The organism is Bathymodiolus heckerae thiotrophic gill symbiont (genome assembly GCF_900128515.1).
Lineage (GTDB): Bacteria > Pseudomonadota > Gammaproteobacteria > PS1 > Pseudothioglobaceae > Thioglobus_A.
Genome location: NZ_FQTP01000001.1, coordinates 20089 through 45421, shown reverse-complemented (window position 1 = coordinate 45421; position 25333 = coordinate 20089). Strand labels below are relative to the sequence as shown.

The following is a 25333-nucleotide window of genomic DNA, read 5'->3' as shown; positions in this document are numbered from 1 at the left end:
GTGATTTTATTAAATTTATATGTCTGAGTTAGGTTTTTGCCATCTACATTGTCAAAGTGAATTTTCAGTAATTAATTCACTGGTGCGTATTCCAAAATTAATCGACAAAGCGGTTGAATTAGGTATGAGTAGTGTCGCACTGACAGATGAATCTAACTTATACGCAGCAGTAAAATTTTATCAAAAGGCAACGGCTGCCAATATCAAGCCTATCTTTGGTGCACGAATAAATATTCGCAATGAAGAAGGTGAGTTTCATTCAGCTTTATTGTTGTGTCAAAATCATCAAGGTTATTTAAACCTTTCTGAATTAATTTCACTATCTTATATGCAGGGTCAATCTGTTGAAGGCGTAAGTATTAGCGAAGATCAATTGTGTGAGCATAATCAGGGCTTGTTGTTGATTGCTACGCCGGTATATAGTGATGTGGCCAAATACCTTTTGTCGAATCAGTTACCAGAGGCCAAACAAAAAGCTCAATTTTGGCAAGGTATATTTTCTGATCGATATTATTTATCGGTACAACGAACTTCTCGAGAGCATGATGAGCGGCATTTACACTTATGTATTAATTTAGCACTAGAATTAGATATTGCGGCTATTGCCACTAATGATGTCCAGTTTGTTAATCAAACTGATTTTGATGCACATGAGGCACGTGTTTGCATCACTCAAGGTGGTTTGTTGGATGATTCTCGGCGCACTCGACATTTCTCTGATCAACAGTATTTAAAGTCACCCAAGCAAATGCATGAGTTGTTTTCTGACTTACCTGAAATTTTGCAAAATACTCAACAAGTTGCACAACGATGTAATCTTCATTTTGAATTGCATAAGAAAAATTATCTGCCAGATTTTCCAATTCCAGAAGGTTTGAGTATTGCTGAATTTTTCACATTGGAATCAGAACAAGGTCTAAATTTCCGCTTACAAAATTTAGATATTGATCGTAATGAGTATGATGCTCGCCTTAAGTTTGAGCTTGATGTGATTATTCAGATGGATTTTCCAGGCTACTTTTTAATTGTGGCAGACTTTATTAAATGGTCTCGCGAGAATGATATTCCAGTTGGTCCTGGTCGTGGCTCTGGTGCTGGCTCATTAGTGGCTTATGTGCTAGGTATTACTAATGTTGATCCGATCAAGCATGAATTGTTGTTTGAGCGATTTTTGAATCCTGAGCGTGTTTCAATGCCAGATTTCGATATCGATTTTTGTACCGACAGACGTGATGAAGTAATTGACTACGTGGCTAAAAAATATGGCCGTGAAAAAGTATCTCAAATTATCACCTATGGCACCATGGCGGCCAAAGGTGTGGTGCGAGATGTTGGCCGTGTATCAGGCCATCCTTATGGCTTTAGTGACAAAATCTCTAAGCTGATTCCGAATGATTTAAAGATGACACTCTCTAAAGCATTAATGCCTGATTCTGAAGGCGGCTCTTCAGATTTATTAGCGCGCTATGAATCTGAAGAAGCGGTAACTGATTTAATGAATCTGTCTAAAAAACTCGAAGGTGTGGTTCGAAATGTTGGAACACATGCTGGCGGTGTTGTTATTGCCCCGAGTAAGATTAGTGACTTTTGCCCGGTTTATAAAGGCTCTGGTGAAGATGATGGCGTTGTTTCGCAATTCGATAAAGACGATGTAGAAGCAGTAGGCCTGGTTAAGTTTGATTTCTTAGGGTTATCTAACTTAACGGTTATTCACAAAGCTATCAAAATGATTGAAGCTAAAGGATTGAGTGATGAAAAAATTGACCTTGATGCTTTGCCATTAGATGATGAAAAAGTTTATGAGCTTTTACAGCGTTGTGATACTACCGGTGTTTTCCAGCTGGAATCTGATGGTATGCGTAGTTATTTGAAGAAATTACAAGCAGATAGTTTTGAAGATATTGTTGCCATGTTGGCGCTTTATCGTCCGGGTCCGTTAGATGCCGGCATGGTAGATGATTATATCGATGTAAAGCATGGCGCTCAAGTTAAGTACCCACACCCAATGCTTAAAGAAATTCTTGAGCCGACAAATGGTGTATTTTTATACCAAGAACAAGTAATGAAATCAGCCCAAGTTATGGCGGGTTATTCATTGGGTGGTGCGGATTTATTGCGCCGAGCCATGGGTAAAAAGAAAGTTGAAGAGATGGATCGTCAGCGTAGCGTGTTTGTTGAGGGTGCGGCTGAAAAAGACATTGATGAAAAAAAAGCCAATGAAATTTTCAACCTAATTGATAAATTTTCAGGCTATGGTTTTAATAAATCACATTCAGTGGCTTATGCTTATGTGTCTTATCACACTGCTTGGTTAAAGTCTCATTATCCTGCGCCATTTATGGCGGCAGTATTATCAGGCATGATGGATGATACTGACCGTGTTTCATTTACGGTGGGAGAGATTCGTCAAATGGGACTAAAAGTTAACGGTCCTAATGTTTGCCTATCTGATTATCAATTTAGCATTGCTGATGATCGTACGGTTGTTTATGGGCTTGGTGCCATAAAAGGTGTGGGTGAGGCGCTGGTTGAGCGACTTATGGTTGAACGTGAGGCTAATGGCGTGTTTAAAAATTTGTTTGATTTTTGCGTTAGAATCCAAAAGCGTTATTTGAATAGACGTGCAATGGAAGCCTTGATTTATAGTGGTGCATTCGATGTATTTGGTATCGATAGGGCGAGTTTAATTAAAACATATCCTTTTGCCGTTAAACAAGCTGAACAACGCCAGAATGATCATTCTAGTGGTCAGAGTGGTTTGTTTGCTGAAGTTGCCGAGCACGTAGAATATGAAGTGCATTACATGAATGCGCCTGAATTATCCTTTAGACAGAGACTGCAGTTTGAAAAAATGGTGATGGGTTATTATTTTTATAATCATCCGACAGATGAATATAAGGCTGATGTCAAGCATATTAGTGCCACACTACCAAGTCAAATACAATTTAGAAATAATAAAGAAGTACGCGTTCTAGCATTGATTTCTGAATTGCGCTATATGCCTACACGCAAAGGTGGACAAATTGCTATTGTCAGTATTGAAGATGGACAAATATCATTAAACGCAGTGGTGTTTACTAAAGTATTAGGTACGGTGAGTGACAAGCTTATTGTTGATGACGTGGTTGTTATTTCTGGAAAAATTCAACGAGATGATTACCGTGATGGTTGGCAAGTTATTGTTGATAAAATTGAGAATATCAACGACGTTAAAATGAATTATGCTAAGGGTTTTGAGATTAAACTCGATGCACAACAACAATCAATTTTTCCTAAAATAGGCGAATTGTTACAAGCGCATAAAGGCACTTGCCCGGTGAAAATTTCTTATAACACAAAACGTTTAAAAGGCAGTATTCCGCTAAGTAAAGATCTTAAAGTTAATCCTGATCAAGAATTGGTAGAAGCAATTAATACGCTAACAAAATCTCAATCTAGCAAGATTCATTACCACTAGAAAGTTACTCGCACTGTCGCCAATAATAGCGTTTTTGAGCTTGTCGATAATGAGTAATGGTTATTTCTTGGCTTAATGCCACATCAATTTGACCAGAGCAATTAGTATTCGATATGACTATGTTGTGCGCTTTATATCGATCGATGACAATTTTGGCAGGGTGGTTGAATCGATTTTTGTAGCCGCTTGAGATAATCACCAGTTTAGGTGCTACAGTAGCTAAAAACAACTCACTAGAAGAGGTTTTACTACCATGATGTGGACTGATTAATACATCCGCCTTGAGTTGTTTGTCCCAAATGTTGACTAAATGCTGTTCGGCCTTCTTTTCGATATCACCTGTTAATATTATTGAGTGTTTCGAAGTAGAAATTTTAAGCACGCAAGAGGCGTTGTTGCCGTTGAAATCATGAGTGGTATTCAGCATTTGAAAATCAACTCCATCCCATTTCCAGGATGGTTTGGTTTTGCATAGATCTGAATTAGTTGAAATTTTTTCAGGCACAGAGCTGATAATTTGTTTGACTGATATTTTTTTCAAAAGACTATCAAGTCCGCCTATATGATCATTATCACCATGAGAGATGATTAATAAATCAATAGCATCAATTTGTTGAGTTTGTAGATAAGGCACAATGACTGCCTCACCCATATTAAAACCAGAGCGATAGCGTGCACCTGTGTCAAACATCAATACATGGTTTTGGGTGCGAACAACCTGAGCAAGCCCCTGACCTACATCTAGTGTGGTAATAACAACTTCACCTTGCTTGAGCTGTTGATGAGGTTGAAACAAGGCCACGATAGCTAAAATTAGCGCGACTTGTCGGAGTTTTAATGCACTGGGTAGCAAGCCAATCAATATGGAGATAATAAGTAACACCAGTGCACTAGCTGATACCGGTGTGTATTGCCATTGGTTAAGTTCAAAAGACTGTAAATAATGTAGAAAAATTGATAAATAAATTAGAGATTGGTTGGCTACTGAAAAAACAAATCCACTTAACCAGTCTAGTTGGGCATAGCTTAAGATAATGCCAAACAATGAAAAAGGTGTTGTAATAAAGCTGAAGACAGGAATAGCGATGATATTGGCAATAGGCGAAAGAATAGATCCTGAGGAGAAAAACCAAGCGATTAACGGTATGGTGGATAAGCTAATAAGTAGTTGAATGTATAAAAGACGAAATAGCCAATGCTTGTTTTGATGTTGTTTGACACCATAAATAATAATTGCCACGACATAAAAAGACAGCCAAAATCCAACGCTAAAAACGCTTAGTGGGTTTGACACAAGAACCAATAATAGCGCACTACCGTACAATTGCCAGCCATTATGATTTCGACGCAAGATAATCGATAAAAAAACCACGCTTGCCATGATAAATGCTCGTTGCGTGGGGATTGAAAACCCAGCAATTAGCGCATAACTAAAGGCGCTAAATAATCCAAAATAAGCACCAATAACTGACGCAGGTAGTTTAAGTGTGCAAGCCCTACATTGGCGCCATAGAAAACTAGAGAATAAAAATATAAACCCTGAAATTAAACCAATATGTAATCCAGAAATAACACTTAGATGTGTGGTGTTAGTGGATTTGAATAACTCCCAGTGATCATTGTTAACCAGCGATCTATCACCAATAATCAAAGCATTAATCACGCCTATAAATTCTAACTGTGAGATTGAATCAACTAATCGTTGCTGAATTTTATGGCGAATTAAATCAATCGAAAGGCCAGTATTTGGCGCTAAAAGTTGGTTTGAATCGCTTTTTTTGACATAGCCAGTGGCATCAAATTGTTTAAAAAATAACCACTTTTCGTAATCAAAGCCACCTTTATTTTGGTAACTATTGTTGTGTTTGATTTTGATTAGAAATTTCCATTGATCGCCACTATGGATTTTTACTCTAGATTTTTCATACCAAGATAGTTTAAGTTTGGCCTTAAAAGGAGAAGAGGCTTTAAAAATAAATTGAGTTTTATTATTGCCAACTTTGGGAATATCTTCAATAGTGCCGATAACGTTAATAGTCGTATTGAAGAATTTTTCATCAATATTGATTTGTAAAGTTTGATTGGAAAATAGTCCCATCCAGACAAAACCAAGCATAAAAAGCACTAAGTTTATTGCAATGGATTTTTGACGCCTAAAAGTGACTAAAACAGCTAATAATAAGGCAAAAAACAAACTTATTTCAAATATTGATAATGATAGGGTGTTTTTAGTTGAAAACACCATAATTCCAAGCAAAAAATTAAGGGTAAGAAATAGCATAATTAAGGCTTAATAATTCAAAAAATTAACACTTGTTAAATTACGGTTTAATGATCGTCTAATATATCGTGAAACCCTTGGTTTAACACGTGAAACACGCATAGTTTTCCTCCGTTATGTGTTTACGAGTGTTAATGAGAGTTTTCTAATATTATGGCTTTATCTATAAAATTATAACCCATTGATTTTTAATTAAAAAAAACAACTGATTAGTTTTTATTCAAAACCATAAGAAAGACCAATACATCAACGTTTTTGATACATTTAATAGAGATATTAACAGAGTTATCCACAGTTTTGTGAGTAACTCGAATGGGTGTTGATTTAACGCTGTTTTTTGGTGTTTATAAGAACTCTTTAATGAAGATTTTGAGAATGTTATCTGCAATCTTTATTTTGCTATTTTTAGCGATATTTTGTTGCTGATTTTGACTGATGAAAATCACTTGATTTTTATCAGAATTAAAGCCAATTTCATCACTAGAGACATCATTTAGAATAATGACGTCAGAAGCCTTATTTTTTAGCTTAATTTGGGCATTTTCCAAGATATTTTGCGTCTCTGCTGCAAAGCCAATACACAAAGGTTTTTTGTTGAGTTTGCAAACATCTGCCAAAATGTCTTTATTAGGGATTAACTCTAAAATCAAATTATCCGAAGATTTTTTAATTTTTTGATTGCTTAGATTTTTTACCCTGTAATCGCTTACTGCAGCAACTGCAATAAAAATTTGCTGTTGATTGATATGACTCATGACAGATTCATGCATTTGATCTGCACTGAGTGTTTGGATGTTAAGCGCCTTGTCGTTTAGTGGAATGCTGATATTTGCGTAAATACAAGTAACCTTAGCGCCCATCTCTATACAGCGATCAACCAGAGCCATACCCATTTTTCCACTAGAGTGGTTGGAAATATATCTCACGGGGTCGATTGGCTCTATTGTGGCACCAACAGTAACCAAAACGTTTTTACCGCTTAATTGAGTGGTTTCGAATTGTTTGGCAACTTGATTGGCAATATCACTGGATTCTGGCAACCGTCCAAGGCCGGTATCTCCACAAGCCTGCACACCTGATTCTGGTTGGATAATGGATACTTGGCGTGATATTAGAATATCTAAATTAGTTTGCAATGCATTCGCTTGGTACATTTGCTGATTCATTGCTGGCGCAATCATTAGCTTGGCGGTACTAGCCAAAATGACACTGGTTAGTAAGTCACAAGCCTTACCATTGGCAATATTGGCAATGGTGTTGGCACTCGCTGGCGCTATTAAAATTAAATCAGCCCATTTGGCGAGCTCAATGTGCCCCATGGATAATTCAGCGTCCTTATCCCATAAGTTATTGTGAACTTTGTTTTTAGAAATAGCCTGAAGTGATAATTCAGTGATAAATTTAGCGCCACCGGCAGTAAGAATAACACGCACTTCAGCGCCAAGATCTTGCAATCGCCTAACAATATCGGGTGATTTATAGGCGGATATAGAACCACTAACACCCAGTATGATTCGTTTATTGGTAAGGCTACTCATGATTTGATTGTAGCAGTAATGCGTATGTCGTTGCCAACCATGCGTAAATCACTAATGTTGAGTTCTGTTTTTTCATTCATATGCTCAATCGGCAACTGCATCATTGAATTGGCGCTGCTGCCCATCAGTATAGGTGCGGTATAAATAATAAACTCATCGATCAGTTGATTTTTAATCATGGCGCCAATTAAGCCTGGGCCGGCCTCTAATAAGATTGAGTTAATACCTTGATCACCAAGTTGCTGCAAGACATTGGTTAAATCAAGCTTGCCATTATCATCTGTTTGAGTGTTGTTAGTGTTAAACACTTGAGTAGGTGCATCACTTGAAAAAATATTTAACGCACTATCAGTAATTTTATTTTTGCCATCAATTACAACTCGCAATGGTGAAAAATCGACATTTTGTTGGCGTAATGTCATTGATGGATTGTCTGTAATTACTGTACCTGATCCAGTCATGATAGCCTGATAACTGGCTCTAAGGTTTTGCACATCTTTCCTGGCACTTTCACCGGTAATCCATTTGCTTTCGCCAGAACTCATAGAGGTTTTTCCATCTAGACTCATGGCAATTTTACAAGTCACAAAAGGATGTTTAGTTTTCATGCGCTTAATAAAGCCGCGATTAAGGTTGATGGCTTGTTCTTTCAATAATCCAATTTTTACATTAATGCCAGCAGCCTCAAGTATAGCCATTCCTTGTCCAGCCACCAAAGGATTGGGGTCGGGTGTGGCGATAATAACATTGGCAGCACCTGAATCAATAATTGCTTGAGCGCAGGGTGGTGTTTTTCCTTGATGCGAACAAGGCTCTAAAGTAACGTACAAAGTAGCATCATGCGCCTGATGGCCAATCTGATTTAAGGCATTGATTTCAGCGTGCGCTTCACCATAAGTTTGATGATAGCCTTGAGCGATTATTTTTCCATTTTTTTCAATCACACAGCCAACCATAGGATTGGCGCCAACACCATGTATTCCTTGGCGTGCAAGCTTAAGTGCCAAGCCCATATTTTGAGTGTCATTTATAGAAAAAAATGCCGCCATATTTCAGATATAATTAGTGATTAATTAATTGCATTTTACCTAGGAGAAACAACATGGATGAACAGAAAAAACAAGCACTTAAGGTGGCTTTAGCACAGATTGACAAACAGTTTGGCAAGGGTTCAGTTATGTTCTTGGGTGACGAAGGTGCGCAGACAGATATCGAGGCTATTTCTACCGGTAGTTTAAGTTTGGATATTGCTTTGGGTATTGGCGGCCTACCAAAAGGCAGAGTGATTGAAATTTATGGCCCAGAATCTTCAGGAAAAACAACCTTAACTCTACACGTTATTGCTGAGATGCAAAAGCTTGGTGGTACTGCTGCATTTATTGATGCTGAGCATGCGCTAGATCCGCAATATGCTAAACGCTTAGGTGTTGATACTGACGAGCTTTTAATTTCTCAACCTGATACGGGCGAACAGGCGTTGGAAATTACCGATATGCTAGTACGTTCTGGTAGTGTTGATATTATTGTTATTGATTCGGTTGCTGCATTAACACCAAAAGCAGAAATTGAAGGTGAAATGGGTGCATCACACATGGGCTTGCAAGCTAGATTAATGTCACAAGCGCTAAGAAAGTTAACCTCAAATATTAAGAAAACTAACACCATGGTAATCTTTATTAATCAATTACGCATGAAGATTGGTGTTATGTTTGGCAACCCAGAAACCACAACAGGTGGTAATGCGCTAAAGTTCTACGCTTCAGTGCGTCTTGATATTCGTCGCATTGGTGCAATCAAGAAAGGCGATGAAATTCTAGGTAATGAGACACGCGTAAAAGTATTGAAAAATAAAGTTGCACCTCCTTTCAAGCAAGCTGAATTCCAGATTCTATACAACCAAGGTATTTCTCGTGAAAGTGAAATTATTGATTTGGGTGTTAAGCATGGCTTTGTTGAAAAAGCAGGCGCTTGGTATAGTGTTGAAGGTGTTCGAATTGGTCAAGGTAAAGACAACTCACGTGATTACTTGATTGAGCATAAGGAATTAAGCCAAAGCATTGAGACTAAAATTCGTGAAAAGCTCATGAGTGACAGTGACGACGCCAAATAAGAAAAAATGTTATGCAGCTGCAATGCAGCTGCTGGTCAGGCGCGAGCATTCGGTTTTTGAGTTAAGACAAAAGCTTACTATTAAAGAATTTGATGAGAGCGATATTGAATCGTCGATCGATACTTTAATAGAGCAAAACTATCAAAGTGATGTGCGATTTTCAGCTGATTTTATTCAAATGCGTTTTAATCAAGGTAAGGGTCCAATTAAAATTATCGTTGATTTAAAACAGCGCGGCATTGATCAGTTTGATTTATCAGGCTATGATTTTTATACATTAGCACGCAATATACGCGAACGTAAATTTGGTAAACAAGTGCCAATTGACTTTAAAGAAAAAGCCAAGCAGCAGCGTTTTTTACAATCAAGAGGATTTAATTTTGAGCACATCAGTGAATCATTTAAAACCGCATAAATTGCTGTCTATGCGTTCGCCACTGTATATTAAGTATCCGAATGGGGAGGTGCGTGTTATTGAAAATCTATTTCAACACCCTCAAGGGGTATTGTATTTTGAACTTTTCTGGGAAAAAGATCCGACTTATAGTATTCATTTGATCGAAGGCGAGATAACTGGAGATGGCCCTTGGAAAGTAGGTGGTTGCTCGTTTCATATTTTAGGGTGTAATCATACGCATCCACAAATGTGTGAAATGCACTCCTTTTGGCAGCAAGAGTTATTGCAAAATCCAGACAAATTTCGAGCTAATGAAATTGTAGAAATTGCACTTGAAAAAGGTGCTATCGTGCCAGAAGATCATCCAATGAACGATGCGCGGTACTAATAAGTCAACTCAAGCTTACGATTTTAAAACCCAAGATATAAAGGTTTTAAGGAAGTTGCTGCCATATTTATTGGCAATGCGTACCCGTGTTATTTTTGCTACATTGTTTTTGGTCGCTGCCAAGTTAGCCAATGTTGCTGTTCCAGTTGTTCTCAAAGGAATTGTCGATACGTTAGATCAGACAAATGCAGTGCTGATTTTGCCATTAGGTTTGTTATTTGCATATGGACTGTTAAGACTGTCTAGCTCATTATTTAACGAGCTAAGAGATGCTATTTTTGCCAAGGTTCGCTATCATGCTATGCATCTTATTGCATTGGGCGTGTTCAAGCACTTACATACATTGGATTTATCTTTTCATTTAGATCGACGTATTGGTGGCATTACTCGAGACATTGATCGTGGCACGCAAAGTGTTTCTACATTATTAAGTATTTTTGTGTTTAATATCTTGCCATCATTCTTTGAAATTTGCTTAGTTATTGGACTGCTTTGGATTAATTACGATGTATTTTTTGCCGGAATTTCATTGGCAACTGTGGTGTTTTATATTGGCTTAACACTTGCGATTACCACTTGGCGCATGAAGTATCGTTATCAAATGAATGACATGCAGTCAGAGGCAAATACAAATGCGGTGGATAGCTTAATTAACTACGAAACGGTTAAGTATTTTAACCGTGAAGATTTTGAAGTTAAGCGTTATGAAAACACCATGACACGCTGGGAAAATGTCGCTACCAAAAGTTTTACTTCAATGACAGCACTTAATTTTGTCCAAGGTGCAGTGATTGCAGTGGGTGTAACCATGGTATTGATTATGGCGGCTGAAGGAGTGGTAGATCAGCAGTTAAGCCTTGGTGACATGATTATGATTCAGGCATTGTTATTGCAGTTATTTATGCCATTAGGCTCATTAGGTATTGTTTATCGACAAATTAAACATAATTTTATCGACATGAACAATATGTTTAATTTACTTGATAAAAAGCCAAAAATCAGTAGTGATAAAAATGCACCTTTACTTAAAGTTAAGCAAGGAAAGATTGAATTTAAAAACGTTACTTTTGCGTATTCTGGAAAAAATCCAGTATTAAAAGATATTAGTTTTGATATTAATCCAGGTCAAAAAGTTGCTATTGTCGGCGCTTCAGGCTCGGGCAAATCTACCTTAGCTAAATTACTATTTAGGTTTTATGACGTTGAGTCTGGTGAAATTCTAGTTGATGGTCAAAATATCAAGCACTTAGATTTAAGTTCAGTACAAAAATCTATGGGTGTTGTGCCTCAGGATACGGTCATGTTTAACGAAAGTGTCTATTACAACATCGCTTATGGTAAAGAAAATGCCACTGAAGTAGAAGTAAAAAATGCCACTAAGTTAGCTTTTATTGATGAGTTTATTGAGCAATTGCCACAGGGCTACGACTCACTCGTAGGTGAGCGTGGGCTTAAATTATCAGGTGGTGAAAAACAACGCTTAGCGATAGCTCGAGTGCTACTTAAAAATCCACCAATTTTGATCTTTGATGAAGCTACTTCAGCGCTTGATTCTTATTCTGAGCAGATGGTACAAGATGCTTTAAATTCACTTAGCCAAAAGCATACAACGTTAGTTATTGCGCATCGATTATCTACCATTGTAGATAGTGATAAAATCATCGTCCTTGGTAATGGGGGCATTCAGGAGAGTGGCTCACATGATGAGTTGTTAAAAGCTAAAGGCGAATATGCTAAACTTTGGAAATTACAAATCGAAACTCAGCCTTCTGAATAACCAATACTATTAAAGCAAACATGAAATTTGAACTAAAAAATACAGATAACAAGGCTCGTTGTGGCACCATGGTTTTTGAGCGTGGAGAAGTGCAAACACCTGCTTTTATGCCAGTAGGTACTTACGGCACAGTTAAAGCCATGACACCTGAAGAGGTGATTGACCTAGGCGCACAAATCATCTTAGGCAATACTTTTCATTTGGCTATTACGCCAGGCACAGACGTAATCGAAGCGCACGGTGATTTGCATAATTTTATGCATTGGCAAGGTCCAATATTGACAGACTCTGGTGGTTTTCAGGTGTTTAGTTTGGGCGCTATGCGAAAAATTAGCGAAGAGGGGGTTGAGTTTCGATCGCCTAAAAATGGCGATAAAATTTTTATGGGCCCTGAAGAGTCCTTGCAGATTCAGTATAAATTAGGCTCGGATATTGTTATGATTTTTGATGAATGTACGCCTTATCCTGCTGACAAGTCAACTGCCGATCAGTCAATGCGGTTGTCACTTCGTTGGGCAAAACGCTCAAAATCTGAACATACTAAGCTCAACAATCCTAATGCCTTATTTGGTATTGTACAGGGTGGTATGTTTAAAGAATTACGCCAAGAATCTGCTAAAGCATTGATTGAAATCGGCTTTGATGGTTATGCCATTGGCGGCCTCAGTGTTGGCGAACCAAAAGAAGAAATGATTAAAGTATTGGATTATCTTCCAAGTCAGCTTCCTGCTGACAAACCGCGATATTTAATGGGCGTAGGCACACCGAGTGATTTAGTAGAAGCAGTTGAGCGTGGCGTAGATATGTTTGATTGTGTTATGCCAACGCGTAACGCACGTAACGGCTATTTGTTTACATCAGCGGGTATTGTTAAAATTCGCAACGCTCAATACAAGCTTGACGTCTCAAAACTTGATGATCGTTGTGGTTGTTATACTTGCCAAAATTATACAAAGTCTTACCTATATCATTTACAACGAAAAAATGAAATTTTAAGTGCCAGACTTAATACCACACATAATTTATATTACTACCAAGATTTAATGTCACAGATGCGAGCAGCGATTGAGAATAATAGATTTGCCGAATTTAAGCAGCAATTTTATCTTGTTCATAAGGGTAAAACTTATAAGCTAGGCTTATAAGTTATGGAATGTTAATATGAATAAAAGCTTATTGTTTTTTGTTGATGAGGGTGGTTTTGAAGATTTTACTCCAATGTTTGTTGAGCAAGGGTTTAAGGTTGATTTTGAGGATTCTCAGCGTAAGGCAACAAAATTGGCTAAGAAAAATAACTACCAAGTACTAGTGGCAGAGTTTAGTCATAATCCTGAATTTAGAGATAGAGTGAGCAACATTGAGTCTTTACTCGCAACTTTAGAAGGTAATTCACCTCAAGCCAAAATCGTGATTTTATATGATGAACTTAACCAACCTCAGTTGGATCAATTAAAAGCTCGATACAGAATGGATGTAATGCTGAAATTTCCTATTGATGAAGAATTGTTGCGTCAAGCGATTGGTTAGTTGCTTGCTTGTTAAAGTAAACATCAAGCACTTGGCGTGCTAATGGCGCTGCTTTTGAGCTACCACTACCTGCATTTTCAACAATAATGGCAATGGCAATTTGAGGGTTTTCAATCGGCGCAAAGCCAGTAAAGAGTGCATGATCACGTAGCTTTTCTTCATATTTTTCAGCAATGTATTGCTCTTCAGCATCTAAGCCAAAAACTTGGGCGGTTCCTGTTTTTCCAGCTAAGGTATAGGTCAAGCCTTTGTTAAGTTTTCTAGCTGTACCTTTGGGCGCATAAATGGTCATTTTCATGCCATCAATGACGTCTTCCCAGTTGTGAATATCTTTAATGGGTATTTGTTTACTACGCTTGTTATCTATTGTTACGATCGAGCTTCCTGGAGCTTGAGTGGCTCTAAGTAGTGTTGGTTGAAATATCTGACCTTTATTGGCAAGTGCGGCGGTAGCAACGGCAAGTTGCAATGGGCTAGATGTCATGAATCCTTGACCAATACCAGCAATTAGGGTTTCGCCTCGATACCAAGGCTCGTCACGATTGATTTTTTTCCAAGATTTCGAAGGCATGATGCCGCCTTTTTCGCCAGGGATATCAATACCTGTTTTACGACCAAAGTTAAATAAAACTAGATTTTTGTGTAATTGATCAATACCCATTTTATTGGCCAAATCATAAAAGAATACATCACAAGATTGCGCAATTGAATCTTTGACATCGACATGACCATGGCCAGTGCGTTTCCAGTCATTAAATTTTCGCTTGAAATTTGGAAGCTTGTAATAACCTGGACAAAATGTTTTACTCTTGTTGGTAATAATACCTTCTTCAAGACCCGCTAATGCAACCATGGGCTTGATGGTTGACCCAGGTGGGTAAAGCCCTTGAATGGCACGATTAAGCTGAGGAATGTCTTTAGAGGTTTGTAATAGTTTATAGTTAGCATGAGAAATACCATTAACAAACCAGTTTGGATTGTAAGTTGGCGTACTAACCAAAGTTAACACCTCGCCACTAGTTACATTAACTACAACAATAGAGCCACGCTTACCTTTAAGCACAGATTCAGCTTTTTTCTGCATGTCTAGGTCAAGACTTAAATACAAGTTCTTGCCAGAAACGGCAGGCGTAATTATTTTGGTATCGACAATACGACCACTTACATTACGCTCAATTTGTTTGACACCAGTTTGTCCGTGCAGAAGGGTTTCATATTGCTTTTCAATACCAACTTTACCGACAAATAAAGTGCCTGAATAATTTTCTCTATCGTATAGCAGCGTGTCTTTTTTGTTCATCCTAGAAACGTAGCCAAGTGCGTGTACAGCAGAAGAATCGTGTGGATAAACACGATGAAAATACGATTCAATGTCTACACCTGGAAACTGATTGCTAACTAAAAATTCAGCTACTTTGACTTTGTTTAGATTATACTTAATGGGAATGTTGTGGAATTGTCGAAAATGCTTTCTATTTTTATAATAAGTTTTAATATCTTTATCGTCAATTAGTCCAAACTGTTTCAGTTGAAGCAGCGTTTTACTGATATTTTTAACTTTTTCAGGGGTGAGTGTGAGTTGATAAGTTAGTTTATTAGTTGCTAAAATTTGACCATTTCGATCAAAAATTTTGCCTCGATTTGGCACAATGGGCAAACTACGCATTTGATTGCCAAGCGCTTCTTCTTGATAGAAGTCATGATTTATTACTTGAAGATTGTAAATGCGTATGAGTAGTGCTGAAGTGAGCAAGAAAATGAAAATTAATGCCAGCTTTAATCGTGATGATAAAAGTGAGCTTTCAAGATGAGGATTGCTAATACTATCCATAGCTACTGGTGTTTACATTTGCTTAGCAGGAGTCTTACAACTGGCCAAGCAATTGCACCGGTTAATGGTGACAATAACAAATAGTAATTATCATTAAAGCCATGTATCAATATATGTGTTGCAAAGAAAAGGCAGAAGTAAATACTGCCAGCGACAAATATATAAACTTGTTGAGTGCTTAAATTAGACACAAAGAAAGACTGCTTAACTTTGTTAATAAATAGACTGGCTAAAATTAATGCCAAGGCATTTTGTCCCAGAATATCCCCTTGCAAGATATCTAATAACGTACCTAATATTAATGCAGTAAAAAGACCGCCTCGAACCGGGAAGTAGATCAGCCAATAGCTAAACAATAAAAGCATCCAAAAGGGTGAGCTATCAAGAACAGCTTCGTTAAAAGGTAATGCGCTAAGAATAAGTGAGAATAAGGTTATTTTGATTAAGAAAAGGTAAGGTCGTTGAGTATTCATTGTTGATCCAAAATGATGACAAACTCCAAGTTTTGAGTTTTTTGAATGGGCTCCAATACAATGCGCAAAAACGATTCATCTACATGGTGCTCAACATGAGTAACTTTTCCCAATGGATAGCCATCTGGAAATTTTCCGCCCAGAGCACTGGTGAGAAAAATATCATCAATTTGAATATCTAAATCAGATTCAATAAATTTGACCAGAGTTAGAAATTGATTTTCAGCCACACCCTGGCTAATACCCTGAATACCATTTCTAGAATTTTTAACTGGTATATGCTGAGTTGGATCGCTTACCATTAAGATGCTAGCGTTAGTGGGCGTCACTTCGATAATTTGACCAACAACACCATTGGCGCCTAATGCCACTTGTCCAATTTTTAAATGCTCATTACTACCTTTGTTAATGGTGATTTGTTTTTTTAATCGAGAGCGACTAACTTGTTCAATTCTAGCGGTAGTAAATGTCCTTTGTTGTAATGTGTAGCTCGACTCAAGTAAGGCATTGAGTTTTTTATTTTCTAAAATTAATGCGTCAGTTTGTTGCAGTCTAGCATGAAGCTCCAACAGTTCAGAATTTAGATTTCGTTTGTCATTTAGAAGCTGATCTTTAGAAGTGCCTTGTTCATTAATCCAGATGTAGAGTTTTCCTGGCAAGCTAACACCCATATAAATGGGTGATATTAGCGTTGCAACATTTTGCCTTAGTTGGTTTAAATAAGAAAACTTATAATCAAACAGAATTAAAAATATGGCAACAATAACTGGGATAAAAATTTTAAAAAAGTTCATTGTTTTTTATTCTGATTGGCTGACAATTTTATTTATTCGGCTGCTAAGAACCCCATGTTGTGTTTGCTGATCATATCAAGAGCAACACCACCACCACGTGCAACACATGTTAATGGATCATCAGCAATACGCACTGGTAAGTTGGTTTCTTGATTGATAAGTTTATCAAGACCATCTAATAAAGCACCACCACCCGTTAGTACTAAGCCATTTTCAGCAATATCAGAGCTTAATTCAGGTGGCGTTTTTTCTAGTGCTGTTCTTACAGAGCTAATAATAGTTTTTAGCGGCTCTTGTAATGCTTCAAGAATTTCTGTATTGGTGGTTTCAAGACTAACTGGAATGCCTTTGGCAACATCTCTACCTCTGAACCCAATCTTTTTAACCGCACTGCTTTTAAAGGCTGAGCCCACTTTCTCTTTGATTTGTTCTGCCGTAGCAGGGCCAATAATGATGCCGTGCTCTCTACGTACAAATCTAACAATGGTATCGTCAAATACATCTCCACCAACACGCAATGAGTCAGAGTACACAATGCCATTTAAAGACATAATAGCAATTTCTGTTGTACCACCGCCAATATCGATCACCATCGCGCCAGAAGCTTCTTCAATTGCCATACCAGCACCAAGTGCTGCAGCCATTGGCTCTTCAATTAAATATACATCACGCGCACCTGCACCAACCGCACTTTCTTTAATAGCACGACGTTCAACTTGAGTGGCACCACAAGGAACACAAATTAGTACCTTTGGGCTGGGTGAGAAAAAACCAGAGCGCAATACTTTACGAATGAAATGCTGTAGCATTTTTTCAGTGACTTTAAAGTCAGCAATAACACCGTCTTTCATTGGACGAATTGCCTCGATTGAACCAGGCGTTCTACCCAGCATGTTTTTAGCATCCTGACCAACGGCAATAATAGTAGCCTCCATTGAGCCTCTGTCATGGCGAATGGCCACCACTGAGGGCTCGTTTAGGACGATCTGACCATCCATATAAATGAGCGTATTAGCGGTGCCTAAATCAATTGAAAGACTTCGGGCTTTGAAAAAATCAATTGAAAGACTTTGGGCTTTGAAAAAACCAAACATAAAAATTCCTGATTAATTATTGATGAAATAAAGAGATATAATACTATAAATTATTGGCGAAAATACAACAATCCTAAAGGCGGTACAAATATGAAAATTCAGCAAGAACACGTGATTGAGAGTGTTTTCAATGCATTGCAATATATTTCGTATTACCATTCGCCTGACTTTATTCAGGCTATGACAAAAGCCCATGAAAAAGAAACGCACGATTCAGCTAAAAATGCCATTGCACAGATTTTAATTAACTCAAAAATGGCAGCATTGGGCAGGCGTCCGTTATGCCAAGATACAGGTATTGTTAATGTCTTTGTTGAAGTAGGTATGGATGTTTCTTGGGAGGCGAATTTATCTTTGGATGAAATGATTAATGAAGGGGTTAGACGTGCCTTTACTTTTGAAGATAATCCACTACGCGCATCAATTGTCAAAGACCCTCTATTTTCAAGAGAAAACACCAAAGACAACACGCCGGCAGTTATTCACCATAAAGTGGTCAAAGGAAATAAGCTTAATATCATTGTTGCAGCGAAAGGTTGTGGCTCTGAAAATAAAGCTAAATTTGCCATTTTAAATCCTTCTGAAAGTGTAACCGATTGGGTGCTTGATATGATTCCGACCATGGGTGCAGGTTGGTGTCCACCAGGTATTATTGGTATTGGTGTGGGTGGTACAGCTGAAAAGGCCATGCTTATGGCTAAAGAAAGTTTACTTGATCCAATTGATATTACCGATATTGCACAAAAAACCAACCCGACCAATATCGAAAAAATGCGTCTAAAACTGTTAGAGCGAATTAACAAACTTGGTATTGGTGCGCAAGGTTTAGGTGGATTAACGACGGTACTAGATGTCAAAATTAAAGATTACCCAACTCACGCCGCTTCTCAAGCGGTAGCAATGATTCCAAATTGTGCGGCGACACGTCACCTGCATTTTTCATTGGATGGCTCAGGCGTGGCACAACTACCTAAAGTAGATATGGATATTTACCCTGATTTAGAGATGGACTATTCAGCCTATAAAAAAGTTGATTTAAACTCACTCACTCGCGAGCAAATGTTTGATTGGAATATTGGTGACACTTTACTACTAACTGGCACCATTATTACTGGTCGTGATGCAGCACATGCAAGACTTAAAAAAATGCTTGATAATGGCGAAGGCCTACCTGAAGGCGTGGATTTTGATAATAAATTTATTTATTATGTTGGCCCAGTAGATGCAGTGGGTGATGAAGTGATTGGTCCTGCCGGTCCAACAACGGCCACTCGAATGGATCGATATACTGACATGATGTTTGAAAATACCAACATTCTAGGCATGATTGGTAAAGCAGAACGCGGCGAACAGACGGTTGCTAGTATTAAAAAACACAAGGCTAGCTATTTAATTGCAGTCGGCGGTGCGGCCTATTTGATTTCTAAATCTATTAAAAAAGCTAAAAAAATAGCTTTTGCAGAAATGGGTATGGAGGCAATCTACGAATTTGAAGTGGAAAATATGCCAGTAACCGTAGCGGTGAATAGTGACGGAAACAACATTCATAATATTTTTTAAAATTTGCAAATCCACCTAAAATGATTGCAGTTATTTTTACAGCGGAAGTGGGTGAATTACCGCAAGCGTATTATAAATTTGCTAATGAAGTAAGAGCATTGGCAGACAAATACGGTTGTATAGATTTCATTTCAGTTTCTAAAAAAGGCAAAGAAATTTCTATTTCTTATTGGGACTCTCAAGAGAAAATACAGCGCTGGAAACAGGATCCAACACATCTAAAAGCTCAAGAGTTAGGTCAACAGCAGTGGTACAAATCTTATAAAGTTCAAGTGGTTGATATTCTACGTGAGTATAGCCATGACAGTACTTAGCTAGTATAATTAGCATTTGAAGTTGGTCGGATAGTCGCTGGCAGGTTTACCTGTCAGAGGAAAGTCCGGGCTCCATAGAGCAAAGTGCTAGCTAACAGCTAGGTAGGGTGACCTAATGGAAAGTGCTGCAGAGATTTAAACCGCCTATTTCGATAGGTAAGGGTGAGAAGGTGCGGTAAGAGCGCACCGCGCGGAAGGTAACAACCGTGGCAAGGTAAACCCCACTTGGAGCAAGCTCAAATAGGCTACCATTGATGCGGCTCGCATAAGGTAGCGGGTAGAGTGCTAAAGTGTGTTGGTGACAATGCGCGTAGATGAATGACTATCTATTACAGAACCCGGCTTATAGACTGACTTCTCCTTTTTTACGGCGTCTTTTACTTTTCTGCCGTGTTATTTTCTCTGTTCATTCAGTCATGTGGTTTATCCACATTCCCTCGATCACATTGAAAATGCCTTGCATAAAGGCAAAATACTTGTAAAAAGTGAATTATTAAGACTTTTATCTGTTTTGTTGTAGAATAGACTTATGAGGGTAAATATTCAAATATTGTTTGTGGGATTTATAACTTTATCGGCTAATGTATTTGCCGATAAAGAGATTTTTTACATGGATGATAAAGTTACGATCTATACGGATAACACTGTTGTGCAAACGGGCAAAAATACAGCACCTGTGTTTAAAGCATCGAGCACTTGGGTTGAAGAGGATTACTTTACTCAACAAGAAAAATACTGTGAAGTGGATTCTGTTTACAGCAAAAAACTCAAACAGAGCTTACTTAAAAACCGTTAAATCCGTACCACGCTGGAAAGATAATAATACTGGCTAGGACGCTGACTTGTATCACAATAAAAGGCAGAACCCCTTTGTAAATGTCGGTTGTTTTAATGGAAGCGGGCGCCACACCTTTGAGATAAAACAAGCTAAATCCAAACGGAGGTGTTAAGAAAGAGGCTTGTAAATTCATGGCAATCAGAATTGCAAACCACTCCATGTCAATGTCTAGTGACAGAGCAATTGGATAGAAGATTGGCACAATGATGAGTGATATTTCCACAAAGTCAATGAAGAATCCTAGGATAAGAATAATGAGCATTGAAATCAAAATAAAACTCATTTCCTTGGCAGGCAAGCTCATGATAAATTCTTCTACCAAAGTATCACCACCTGTATAAGTAAATACCATTGAAAATGCGGTTGCACCCACCAAAATTGCAAATACCATTGAGGTAACTTTAACCGTTTCAATGCTAGCTTCTCGCACCATATTCCAATTAAGTCGTTTGTAGATGAGTGCTAAAACTAATGAACCGACAGCACCAATAGAGGCAGATTCGGTTGGCGTGGCAATGCCAGTAAAAATCGAACCTAGCACTGCAATAATCAGCGTTAATGGTGGAACGATAGCCTTGGCTACCAAGAGATATTTTTGAGTACTTGATAAGTGACTGTTTTTACTCTCAAAAGTAGGAGCGGCAGTTTTATCAAAATGAGCAACAATCAATACATACAAAATATAACTACCCACTAACACTAGAGATGGCAGCACTGCACTACGAAATAAATCCCCCACTGGTACACCCAATACATCCGCCAGGATGATTAAGACAATTGATGGCGGGATAATTTGCCCCAGTGTGCCTGAAGCGCAAATAACACCGGTTGAAAGTGTTTTTTTGTAGTTATGCTTGAGCATAACGGGTAGTGAAATTACGCCCATGGCAATCACACTTGCACCTACTACGCCAGTAGACGCTGCAAGTAACGAGCCTACTAAGATGGTAGACACAGCCAAGCCGCCTCGAATACCACCAAATAAATCTCCCATGGCTTCAAGCAGTTGTTCGGCGAGGCGAGTTTTTTGCAAAACAATACCCATAAAAATAAACAAAGGTACTGCCATTAAAATGGTATTTTGCATCACGCTCATAATGCGATACGGCATAAAACCAAATAGATCAATGCCTTCAGTTAGCGTGCCGAAAATTACAGCCACACCTGCAAAAGTAAACGCCACTGGAAAGCCTACCATGAGCAACATGAGTGTTACACCAAACATGATTAAGCCAATCATGTGTTTTCTCCTTTGAGGTTTTTGTAATTATCATGTGCAAAAATAAAGCCAGAAATAATCACCAAAATAAAACTTAGAGGAATAACGCTCTTAATAATAAAACGGTGTGTTAATCCACCCGGATCACCACTAATTTCACTAATCTCAAAAGCATTGAAAGAATAATCAATGCCGTAATAGGCAACTAATAAACTAATGGGTAGAATAAAAATAACAAAGCCAGTTATATTGATGAGGGCTTGTTTTTTTTGTGTAAGGTTGGCATAAAAAATATCGACTCGTACATGCGCATCACTTTGTAATGTGTATGAAATTCCGAGTAAAAAAAGCGTAGAAAATAGGTGCCATTCTATTTCCTGCAGGGCGATAGATGAATTATTAAAGACGTAACGAAGTACGACGTCAATAAAGACATTAAAGATGGTCAATAGTAACAACCCGACAGTTAGATTTTCTAGCCATCGGGTGTATGTTGATCGAATCTTAGTCACTCAAAGAGTTCAAGTATGACTGATCAGAGATCTGAGTCCAAGCACGAATATCTTTAAGATAGTTGTGTCTTGATTCAATAATCTCTTTTGACAAAGGATCTTTTGCAGACAATTCAGCTAACAGCTTTTTATTTGCAGTCTTAAGTGCATCAAATACTGGCTTAGGGAATGTCTTAACTTGAATGCTAGGGTAATCCTTTTTCATGCTTGCCCAGTTCTTTGCACTTTCATCGTTAGAGTGTACAAACATATCATACGCTGCATACTTCATTGAAGTAATTAGGATAGTTTGCAAGTCTTTTGGCAAAGAGTCGTAAGTCTTAAGGTTAATTAAGAATTGTAATTCTGAACCAGGCTCATGCCAACCCGTGTAGTAATACGGTGCAACTTTATGAAAACCCATGCGTAAATCAAGCGAAGGACCTACCCATTCTAGTGCATCAATTGTACCGCGATCTAGAGCTGTATAAAGTTCACCTGCAGGGATGTTAGTTGGTTTAGCGCCAACTTCTGCCATAATTTCACCCGCAAACCCTGGGATACGCATTTTCAGACCTTGAAGATCCTCAACTGTATTAATTTCTTTTTTGAACCACCCACCCATTTGGTTGCCTGTATTGCCGCCAATAATAGATCTCATGCCGTGTTTTGCATAAACCTTATCCATTAATTCTTGGCCACCGCCATACTCAAACCAAGCGTGCTGCTCAGTGGCAGTCATGTCAAATGGCATTGAGGTAAAGAACAAAGTATTGATGTCTTTGCCTTTCCAATAATAAGAGCCTGAATGGCCTAAATCATATTGACCAGATTTTACAAAATCGAAAATACCTAAAGCCGATTTATGTTTATTTTTTGAATCAATTTTAATCACTAAGCGACCATTGGACATGTCGTTAGCTAATTGAGCAAACTTCTTGGTTGAATCGCCAAAAATTGGGAAGTTGCTAGGCCAAGTTTCAGCCATTGTCAAAGTGTAAATTTTATTGTCTTGTGTTGCATTTGTAGATTGGCTAGTGTCATCAGTACAGCCTGTAGCTGTAACAATGAGTGCTGCCGCTGCAAATAATTGCATCAGTTTTTTCATATTTTCTCCTCTTGAGATATGTATTATTTAACCTGCGCCAAAATGGCACGGTCGTTGGAATTATAGTCCTTGAAAGTCTGAATATTAGTAAAGTTTTTAGATAATAATTTGACAATTTTTGATTGCTGGTCATGCCCATGTTCAAGTAGTAAATACCCATCTTTCAAAAGATATTTAGGCGCTTGATCGATAATAATTCGAATATCGTTAAGACCATCTTTTCCTGCAGTTAGGGCACTAATTGGTTCATGAATTAAGTCATTTAGATAAGAATCTTCATCTTTAATATAGGGAGGATTAGAGATAATTAAATTAAAACGCTTATCGGTGATTGCATCAAACCAATTTCCTTGAAAAAAGTCAATATCAGTTGTTGCATTTATTTTGGCAACCTTGAGTGCCGCTTGAGAAAAGTCTGTTGCACATAATGTCCAGCGTGGCTTAATATCAGCCAAAGTGATGGCAATAATTCCGCTACCTGTGCCTAAATCCAATACATGACATTTTTGATTTTTACTAAATAATTCAAGACTGATATCGATCAATAGCTCAGTTTCTGGTCTAGGGATTAGAGTGTCAGGAGTTACCTTGAAATCCAAATGATAAAAACCTTTGGTGCCACTGATATATGAAAATGGCATACCATCAATGCGTTGTTGAATAAAGCTATCCAGTTTTTGTTTTTCAGTGGGCGTTAGCTGGTAATCACTCTGGGTGATTAACTCAACGTTACTTTGATTAAGTACTAGAGACAACAGTGGCGCAATATCAACTGCGCCACTGTTTAAATAATCTTGAATGGTTTTCAAAACTTATAAATTAACCGTTGTTAATCCTAAAGATTTCCAAGCATTCATGCCGCCACGGTAATATTTAATCTTAGATGCTGGGTAACCATATTTAAGCAGCGCTTTGGCTGCAGCAGGGGTTTGTCCACACCAGATGCCATTGCAATACATGATTAGCGTTTTTGCATAAGAAAAATCATACACGTCGTCTACTTGAACACCAAGCTGATCTTCCATAATTTCTATGGCTTTTTCTTTATTTTTAAATTTAGTGTAAGGAATATTAATGGCTGTTGGGATGGCACCGGTAAACACTAGCCAATTAGGCGTGCGAGTATCAATGATTAGAATTGATTCATCACCAGCTGAGCGTTGTTTAACGTATTTAATCACATCAAGTTCACCAATGGTTTCAACTAAATGCGGTGTAAATGGATGCATGGATTGTATTTTTCCACGGGTTGTTTTTAGATAAAAATCAGAAATTTCATTATCTTTGTCTTGATTACGCTGTAGTTTAATCACTTTATTTTGATGATTTATGTCAACAGAAACTACACCGGGAGATATAAATACCTCTTTAGTAATTTCTCCTTCAGAATATGCGTTAAGTGCCAGCGCACTTATAAACAAAACCAATAGTTTTTTCATTTTCTCTCCTCTTTTTTTAAACTTTTTTCAAATCAAAATAATTTTTCAGCGCAACAATTAACCCGAGTCCGATAAAGGCACCAGGCGGCAAGACGGCCAGTAACGTGCCTTGGTAATCATCAAACACGGTAATACTGAGAGTGTCACCTAGACTGCCCAAAATCAGAGCTGATTGGTCAAATAAGGTGCCAGAGCCAATTAGCTCACGCATAGCGCCAAGTACGATCAGAATAACGGAAAATCCAATACCCATCATTAGTCCGTCGAGTGCTGATTTTCCCCAAGTGTTTTTACTTGCATAAGCCTCAGCTCTAGCTAGAATTGCGCAGTTGGTCACAATAAGAGGTACAAAAATTCCCAAAATTAAATACAAATCATAGAAGTACGATTGCATTAATAATTCTACAATAGTCACAAATGAGGCAATTAACAATACAAAAATAGGAATACGTACTTCTTTGCGGATTTGATTGCGAAAAATAGAGACAGTTACATTCGAAGCTACTAGCACAAAGGTTGTGGCAAGCCCCAAGCCAATCGCATTAACAATGTTATTAGTTACAGCCAGTAAAGGACATAGACCCAACAATGCAACGAGTGCTTGGTTATTGGTCCAAAGGCCGTTTTTAATGATTTTGATGTAATCTTCCATTAAGATTGATTATATCAATAACTTTTACCAATAAATGCTTTAACA

The 25333-nt window shown here is 37.9% G+C and carries 23 protein-coding genes and 1 other RNA gene; 11 read left to right on the top strand and 13 right to left on the bottom strand.

Going from position 1 to position 25333, the window contains the following annotated elements; genetic code table 11:
• Positions 1 to 19: 19 nt before the first annotated feature.
• Positions 20 to 3457 (top strand): DNA polymerase III subunit alpha, encoded by a 3438-nt coding sequence (gene dnaE, locus BTHERMOSOX_RS00235; protein WP_138118417.1) that lies wholly within the window; start codon positions 20 to 22, stop codon positions 3455 to 3457.
• A gap of 4 nt (positions 3458 to 3461) precedes the next feature.
• On the opposite strand, the gene BTHERMOSOX_RS00230 is transcribed toward dnaE, so the two are convergent.
• The 3 genes from BTHERMOSOX_RS00230 to ribD form a co-directional block, all read right to left on the bottom strand.
• Entirely contained in the window at positions 3462 to 5738 is a 2277-nt protein-coding gene (locus tag BTHERMOSOX_RS00230; RefSeq protein ID WP_138118416.1) for a DNA internalization-related competence protein ComEC/Rec2, read from the bottom strand.
• 344 nt (positions 5739 to 6082) lie between these two features.
• On the bottom strand, positions 6083 to 7276 hold the full coding sequence (coaBC, locus tag BTHERMOSOX_RS00225; RefSeq protein ID WP_138118415.1) for a bifunctional phosphopantothenoylcysteine decarboxylase/phosphopantothenate--cysteine ligase CoaBC: 1194 nt from the start codon (positions 7274 to 7276) through the stop codon (positions 6083 to 6085).
• Positions 7273 to 8325 (bottom strand): bifunctional diaminohydroxyphosphoribosylaminopyrimidine deaminase/5-amino-6-(5-phosphoribosylamino)uracil reductase RibD, encoded by a 1053-nt coding sequence (gene ribD / locus BTHERMOSOX_RS00220; protein WP_138118414.1) that lies wholly within the window; start codon positions 8323 to 8325, stop codon positions 7273 to 7275. The genes coaBC and ribD overlap by 4 nt, the downstream gene beginning before the upstream one ends.
• Positions 8326 to 8378: 53 nt before the next feature.
• Here ribD and recA point away from each other — a divergent pair, with 53 nt between their 5' ends.
• The 6 genes from recA to BTHERMOSOX_RS00190 are packed head-to-tail and all read left to right on the top strand — an operon-like array spanning position 8379 to position 13475.
• On the top strand, positions 8379 to 9386 hold the full coding sequence (gene recA, locus BTHERMOSOX_RS00215; RefSeq protein WP_138118413.1) for a recombinase RecA: 1008 nt from the start codon (positions 8379 to 8381) through the stop codon (positions 9384 to 9386).
• The gene (locus BTHERMOSOX_RS00210; protein WP_428992031.1) at positions 9364 to 9801 is read left to right on the top strand and encodes a regulatory protein RecX; all 438 of its coding nucleotides are present in this window, start codon (positions 9364 to 9366) and stop codon (positions 9799 to 9801) included. The genes recA and BTHERMOSOX_RS00210 overlap by 23 nt, the downstream gene beginning before the upstream one ends.
• Positions 9767 to 10171, top strand: a complete 405-nt coding sequence (locus tag BTHERMOSOX_RS00205; protein WP_138118411.1) for a hypothetical protein — start codon at positions 9767 to 9769, stop codon at positions 10169 to 10171. The genes BTHERMOSOX_RS00210 and BTHERMOSOX_RS00205 overlap by 35 nt, the downstream gene beginning before the upstream one ends.
• Positions 10158 to 11948, top strand: a complete 1791-nt coding sequence (locus BTHERMOSOX_RS00200; protein ID WP_138118410.1) for an ABCB family ABC transporter ATP-binding protein/permease — start codon at positions 10158 to 10160, stop codon at positions 11946 to 11948. The genes BTHERMOSOX_RS00205 and BTHERMOSOX_RS00200 overlap by 14 nt, the downstream gene beginning before the upstream one ends.
• 20 nt (positions 11949 to 11968) lie before the next feature.
• Positions 11969 to 13093 carry a tRNA guanosine(34) transglycosylase Tgt gene (tgt, locus tag BTHERMOSOX_RS00195; RefSeq protein WP_138118409.1) on the top strand — a complete coding sequence of 375 codons (1125 nt, stop codon included), beginning with the start codon at positions 11969 to 11971 and terminating at the stop codon, positions 13091 to 13093.
• A 16-nt stretch (positions 13094 to 13109) separates the two neighbouring features.
• Positions 13110 to 13475 carry a hypothetical protein gene (locus BTHERMOSOX_RS00190; protein ID WP_138118408.1) on the top strand — a complete coding sequence of 122 codons (366 nt, stop codon included), beginning with the start codon at positions 13110 to 13112 and terminating at the stop codon, positions 13473 to 13475.
• Here BTHERMOSOX_RS00190 and mrdA read toward each other — a convergent pair.
• Genes mrdA through BTHERMOSOX_RS00170 form a run of 4 tightly spaced genes read right to left on the bottom strand, consistent with a single transcriptional unit; the run spans position 13438 to position 17667 of the window.
• On the bottom strand, positions 13438 to 15306 hold the full coding sequence (gene mrdA, locus BTHERMOSOX_RS00185; RefSeq protein ID WP_138118407.1) for a penicillin-binding protein 2: 1869 nt from the start codon (positions 15304 to 15306) through the stop codon (positions 13438 to 13440). The two genes, BTHERMOSOX_RS00190 and mrdA, sit on opposite strands and share 38 nt — an antisense overlap.
• Before the next feature lie 2 nt (positions 15307 to 15308).
• Positions 15309 to 15779, bottom strand: a complete 471-nt coding sequence (gene mreD, locus BTHERMOSOX_RS00180; protein WP_138118406.1) for a rod shape-determining protein MreD — start codon at positions 15777 to 15779, stop codon at positions 15309 to 15311.
• Positions 15776 to 16573 (bottom strand): rod shape-determining protein MreC, encoded by a 798-nt coding sequence (gene mreC / locus BTHERMOSOX_RS00175; protein ID WP_138118405.1) that lies wholly within the window; start codon positions 16571 to 16573, stop codon positions 15776 to 15778. The genes mreD and mreC overlap by 4 nt, the downstream gene beginning before the upstream one ends.
• A 32-nt stretch (positions 16574 to 16605) precedes the next feature.
• Positions 16606 to 17667: a rod shape-determining protein gene (locus BTHERMOSOX_RS00170; protein WP_138118404.1), complete on the bottom strand. Its 1062-nt coding sequence runs from the start codon at positions 17665 to 17667 to the stop codon at positions 16606 to 16608.
• Between the two features lie 90 nt (positions 17668 to 17757).
• Here BTHERMOSOX_RS00170 and BTHERMOSOX_RS00165 point away from each other — a divergent pair, with 90 nt between their 5' ends.
• The 4 genes from BTHERMOSOX_RS00165 (at position 17758) to BTHERMOSOX_RS00150 (ending at position 20337) form a co-directional block, all read left to right on the top strand.
• Positions 17758 to 19227 (top strand): fumarate hydratase, encoded by a 1470-nt coding sequence (locus BTHERMOSOX_RS00165; RefSeq protein ID WP_138118403.1) that lies wholly within the window; start codon positions 17758 to 17760, stop codon positions 19225 to 19227.
• Positions 19228 to 19247: 20 nt separating this feature from the next.
• The gene (locus BTHERMOSOX_RS00160; protein WP_138118402.1) at positions 19248 to 19541 is read left to right on the top strand and encodes an antibiotic biosynthesis monooxygenase family protein; all 294 of its coding nucleotides are present in this window, start codon (positions 19248 to 19250) and stop codon (positions 19539 to 19541) included.
• Between the two features lie 18 nt (positions 19542 to 19559).
• An RNA gene (rnpB, locus tag BTHERMOSOX_RS00155) (RNase P RNA component class A) lies at positions 19560 to 19903 on the top strand.
• A 194-nt stretch (positions 19904 to 20097) separates the two neighbouring features.
• Positions 20098 to 20337, top strand: a complete 240-nt coding sequence (locus tag BTHERMOSOX_RS00150) for a hypothetical protein (protein WP_138118401.1) — start codon at positions 20098 to 20100, stop codon at positions 20335 to 20337.
• On the opposite strand, the gene BTHERMOSOX_RS00145 is transcribed toward BTHERMOSOX_RS00150, so the two are convergent.
• The 6 genes from BTHERMOSOX_RS00145 to BTHERMOSOX_RS00120 are packed head-to-tail and all read right to left on the bottom strand — an operon-like array spanning position 20324 to position 25288.
• Positions 20324 to 21619 (bottom strand): TRAP transporter large permease, encoded by a 1296-nt coding sequence (locus BTHERMOSOX_RS00145; protein ID WP_138118400.1) that lies wholly within the window; start codon positions 21617 to 21619, stop codon positions 20324 to 20326. The two genes, BTHERMOSOX_RS00150 and BTHERMOSOX_RS00145, sit on opposite strands and share 14 nt — an antisense overlap.
• Positions 21616 to 22110, bottom strand: coding sequence for a TRAP transporter small permease subunit (locus BTHERMOSOX_RS00140; protein WP_249360555.1), 495 nt, complete (start codon positions 22108 to 22110; stop codon positions 21616 to 21618). The genes BTHERMOSOX_RS00145 and BTHERMOSOX_RS00140 overlap by 4 nt, the downstream gene beginning before the upstream one ends.
• Entirely contained in the window at positions 22103 to 23197 is a 1095-nt protein-coding gene (locus tag BTHERMOSOX_RS00135) for a TRAP transporter substrate-binding protein (protein WP_138118399.1), read from the bottom strand. Before BTHERMOSOX_RS00135 ends, BTHERMOSOX_RS00140 begins: the two co-directional genes overlap by 8 nt.
• 23 nt (positions 23198 to 23220) lie before the next feature.
• Positions 23221 to 24006, bottom strand: coding sequence for a peptide chain release factor N(5)-glutamine methyltransferase (prmC, locus tag BTHERMOSOX_RS00130; RefSeq protein WP_138118398.1), 786 nt, complete (start codon positions 24004 to 24006; stop codon positions 23221 to 23223).
• Positions 24007 to 24009: 3 nt separating this feature from the next.
• Positions 24010 to 24636 carry a rhodanese-like domain-containing protein gene (locus tag BTHERMOSOX_RS00125; protein WP_138118397.1) on the bottom strand — a complete coding sequence of 209 codons (627 nt, stop codon included), beginning with the start codon at positions 24634 to 24636 and terminating at the stop codon, positions 24010 to 24012.
• A gap of 16 nt (positions 24637 to 24652) precedes the next feature.
• A complete protein-coding gene (locus BTHERMOSOX_RS00120; RefSeq protein ID WP_138118396.1) occupies positions 24653 to 25288 on the bottom strand; it encodes an electron transport complex subunit E in 636 nt (211 codons plus the stop codon).
• Positions 25289 to 25333: the final 45 nt, after the last annotated feature.

Excerpts from the sequence above, each read along its gene's own strand:
- BTHERMOSOX_RS00120 (WP_138118396.1), bottom strand. The coding sequence starts at position 25,288 with ATGGAAGATTACATCAAAATCATTAAAAACGGCCTTTGGACCAATAAC.
- BTHERMOSOX_RS00170 (WP_138118404.1), bottom strand. The coding sequence starts at position 17,667 with ATGTTTGGTTTTTTCAAAGCCCAAAGTCTTTCAATTGATTTTTTCAAA.
- BTHERMOSOX_RS00165 (WP_138118403.1), top strand. The coding sequence starts at position 17,758 with ATGAAAATTCAGCAAGAACACGTGATTGAGAGTGTTTTCAATGCATTG.
- ribD (WP_138118414.1), bottom strand. The coding sequence starts at position 8,325 with ATGGCGGCATTTTTTTCTATAAATGACACTCAAAATATGGGCTTGGCA.
- BTHERMOSOX_RS00125 (WP_138118397.1), bottom strand. The coding sequence starts at position 24,636 with ATGAAAAAACTATTGGTTTTGTTTATAAGTGCGCTGGCACTTAACGCA.
- BTHERMOSOX_RS00135 (WP_138118399.1), bottom strand. The coding sequence starts at position 23,197 with ATGAAAAAACTGATGCAATTATTTGCAGCGGCAGCACTCATTGTTACA.
- dnaE (WP_138118417.1), top strand. The coding sequence starts at position 20 with ATGTCTGAGTTAGGTTTTTGCCATCTACATTGTCAAAGTGAATTTTCA.
- BTHERMOSOX_RS00145 (WP_138118400.1), bottom strand. The coding sequence starts at position 21,619 with ATGATTGGCTTAATCATGTTTGGTGTAACACTCATGTTGCTCATGGTA.
- mreC (WP_138118405.1), bottom strand. The coding sequence starts at position 16,573 with ATGAACTTTTTTAAAATTTTTATCCCAGTTATTGTTGCCATATTTTTA.
- BTHERMOSOX_RS00230 (WP_138118416.1), bottom strand. The coding sequence starts at position 5,738 with ATGCTATTTCTTACCCTTAATTTTTTGCTTGGAATTATGGTGTTTTCA.
- mreD (WP_138118406.1), bottom strand. The coding sequence starts at position 15,779 with ATGAATACTCAACGACCTTACCTTTTCTTAATCAAAATAACCTTATTC.
- BTHERMOSOX_RS00160 (WP_138118402.1), top strand. The coding sequence starts at position 19,248 with ATGATTGCAGTTATTTTTACAGCGGAAGTGGGTGAATTACCGCAAGCG.
- BTHERMOSOX_RS00200 (WP_138118410.1), top strand. The coding sequence starts at position 10,158 with ATGCGCGGTACTAATAAGTCAACTCAAGCTTACGATTTTAAAACCCAA.
- mrdA (WP_138118407.1), bottom strand. The coding sequence starts at position 15,306 with ATGGATAGTATTAGCAATCCTCATCTTGAAAGCTCACTTTTATCATCA.
- tgt (WP_138118409.1), top strand. The coding sequence starts at position 11,969 with ATGAAATTTGAACTAAAAAATACAGATAACAAGGCTCGTTGTGGCACC.
- coaBC (WP_138118415.1), bottom strand. The coding sequence starts at position 7,276 with ATGAGTAGCCTTACCAATAAACGAATCATACTGGGTGTTAGTGGTTCT.
- BTHERMOSOX_RS00190 (WP_138118408.1), top strand. The coding sequence starts at position 13,110 with ATGAATAAAAGCTTATTGTTTTTTGTTGATGAGGGTGGTTTTGAAGAT.
- recA (WP_138118413.1), top strand. The coding sequence starts at position 8,379 with ATGGATGAACAGAAAAAACAAGCACTTAAGGTGGCTTTAGCACAGATT.